The 2219-nt window shown below is 65.7% G+C and carries 3 protein-coding genes; all 3 read left to right on the top strand.

Annotated elements, in window-relative coordinates; translation table 11 throughout:
- Window positions 1–1121: NAD-dependent DNA ligase LigA (gene ligA / locus ACEW8G_RS16340; RefSeq protein WP_373489452.1), on the top strand; the 1121-nt coding region annotated here is incomplete at its 5' end.
- A 124-nt stretch (window positions 1122–1245) separates the two neighbouring features.
- Window positions 1246–1599, top strand: a complete 354-nt coding sequence (locus tag ACEW8G_RS16335; RefSeq protein ID WP_373489451.1) for a YciI family protein — start codon at window positions 1246–1248, stop codon at window positions 1597–1599.
- A gap of 4 nt (window positions 1600–1603) precedes the next feature.
- On the top strand, window positions 1604–2219 hold a 616-nt coding region (locus ACEW8G_RS16330; RefSeq protein ID WP_373489450.1), incomplete at its 3' end, for a sigma factor-like helix-turn-helix DNA-binding protein.

Raw genomic sequence — 2219 nt, 5'->3', positions numbered from 1 at the left:
CGCCGCGCTGGGCGCTGGCGCACAAATTCCACGCCGATCGCGCCGAGACGACGCTGCAGGCGAGCGATATTCAGGTCGGGCGCACCGGCAAGCTGACCCCGGTGGGGCGGCTCTCCCCGGTGACCGTGGGCGGCGTCGTCGTCTCCAACGTCACGCTGCACAACCGCGATGAGATCGCGCGACTTGGCGTGCGCCCCGGTGACCGGGTGGTGGTGCAGCGCGCGGGCGATGTCATCCCGCAGGTGGTCGAGAATCTGACGCGTGATCACGATCTGCCGGCGTATGCCTTCCCCGATCATTGCCCGGTGTGCGGCAGCGAGGCGGTGGCAGAAGAAGGCGAGGTTGACGTGCGCTGCACCGGCGGCTTGGTCTGCGCCGCGCAGAAGCTCGAACGGCTGCGGCATTTCGTGTCCCGCGCCGCGCTGGATATCGATGGATTTGGTGAACGTACCATCGCCGAGTTTCTCGATGCCGGGCTAATCGAGCAGCCGGGCGATATCTTCCGCCTCAAGGCGCACCGCACTGGGATCCTCGCGCGCGAGGGCTGGCAGGAAAAATCGGTCGACAATCTGCTCGCCAGCATCGAGGCGCGGCGCGGCGCGGACCCGGGCCGCTTCCTGTTTGCGCTCGGCATCCGCCATGTCGGCGCGGTGACCGCCAAGGATCTGGTGAAAGCCTTTGGCAGCGCAAAGGGCGTCGGCACGATCGGCAAAAGACTGGCAGCGGGCGATACAGAGGCACTGACCGACGTCATCACCATCGATGGCATTGGCCCGGCGGTGGCCGAGGCTCTGGGCGATTTTTTCCACGAACCGCACAACGTGCAGGTGTTCGAAGACTTGATCGCCGAAGTCCGCCCCGCCGCATTCATCTCCACCGCGCGTGCCACCGAATGGAGCGGCAAGACCATCGTGTTCACCGGCAAGCTGGAAACGATGAGCCGCGATGAGGCCAAGGCGCAGGCGGAAAAGCTGGGGGCAAAGGCGGCGGGCTCGGTCTCGGCCAAGACCGACCTGGTGGTCGCCGGGCCGGGCGCGGGGTCGAAGCTCAAGAAGGCGGCAGAGCTTGGCGTGCAGGTGATCGACGAGGCGCAATGGGCACAGATTGTGGCGGGGGCGTGAGGGCAACCGGAAAACGCGATTTTTCGGGCTGTAGTTTGATGGCGCTGTCGAATCTCCCCGCGCCCGTTCGTCATTGGGGCAGAGCGCTGCCAAACCGGCGCGCTCGGGCAAAGGAGACAAGACGATGCAATATCTGCTGATGATCTACGAGGACGACAGCATCTATGCTCGCCCCGATGGCGAGGCAATCTTGGGTGACGTGCTGGCCAGGCACATGGCGCTCGGGCAGGCGCTCGTTGCCGCCGGAGTGCCGTTCACCGGCGAACGGTTGCAGCCTGCCGCCACCGCCACGACCATTCGCTGGAACGATGGCGCGCATGTGCTGCACGATGGGCCGTTCGCCGAAAGCCATGAGGAGCTTGGCGGCTATTATCTGATCACCGTCGATGATCTGGATCAGGCGTTGGCATGGGCCAGGCAGATCCCGGTGCCGGGCAAGGGATCGATCGAGGTCCGCCCGGTGATGGCGATGGGCTAAGGCTATGCTGCGCAATGCCGGGATTGGAGACGCCATTGCTGCTGCCCGTCCCGGTGTTGTCGCCGCGCTCGCGGCCCAGTTTCGTAATCTTGATCTGGCAGAAGATGGCTTTGCCGATGCCAGCGAGATTGCCCTCGCCCGGTTTGTGGACAGTCCTGCGCCGGTCAACCTGCCCGGCTGGCTGCTGGTGGTGGCGAGGCGGCGGATAATCGATCAATTGCGGCGCAGTGCGCGCCATGCCGCGATTGTGGCTGAACTGGATAGTGACGACCCGGCTGAACCGGCGGTCGAGGACGAAGCCATTGCCGATGAACGGCTGCGGCTGATCTTCATCTGCTGCCACCCGGCCATTGCGCCAGATACGTGCGCCGCGCTCACCTTGCGCGTCGTATGCGGTGTGCCAACCGAACGCATCGCGGCGGCGTTTCTGATGGCGGAGCCAGCGATGTATCAGCGGCTGAGCCGTGCCAAGGCCAAGATCGCGGCGGCGCAAGTCCCCTTCGAAACCCCACCGCCGCAACACTGGCACGAACGGCTGGGGGCGGTGCTGGCGACGCTCGAGATCGCCTATGCGCTGGCCTATCAGGACGCGGCGAGCAGCGAGGCGACTGCGCAGCTTG

Source organism: Blastomonas sp., from assembly GCF_041747255.1.
Classification (GTDB): Bacteria; Pseudomonadota; Alphaproteobacteria; order Sphingomonadales; family Sphingomonadaceae; genus Blastomonas.
The sequence above is the reverse complement of the archived record's forward strand: the minus strand, read 5'-3'. Positions and strand labels throughout refer to the sequence as shown.

What these genes read in the sequence shown, in the direction of transcription:
- ACEW8G_RS16335 (WP_373489451.1), top strand. Translation starts at nt 1,246, where the DNA reads ATGCAATATCTGCTGATGATCTACGAGGACGACAGCATCTATGCTCGC.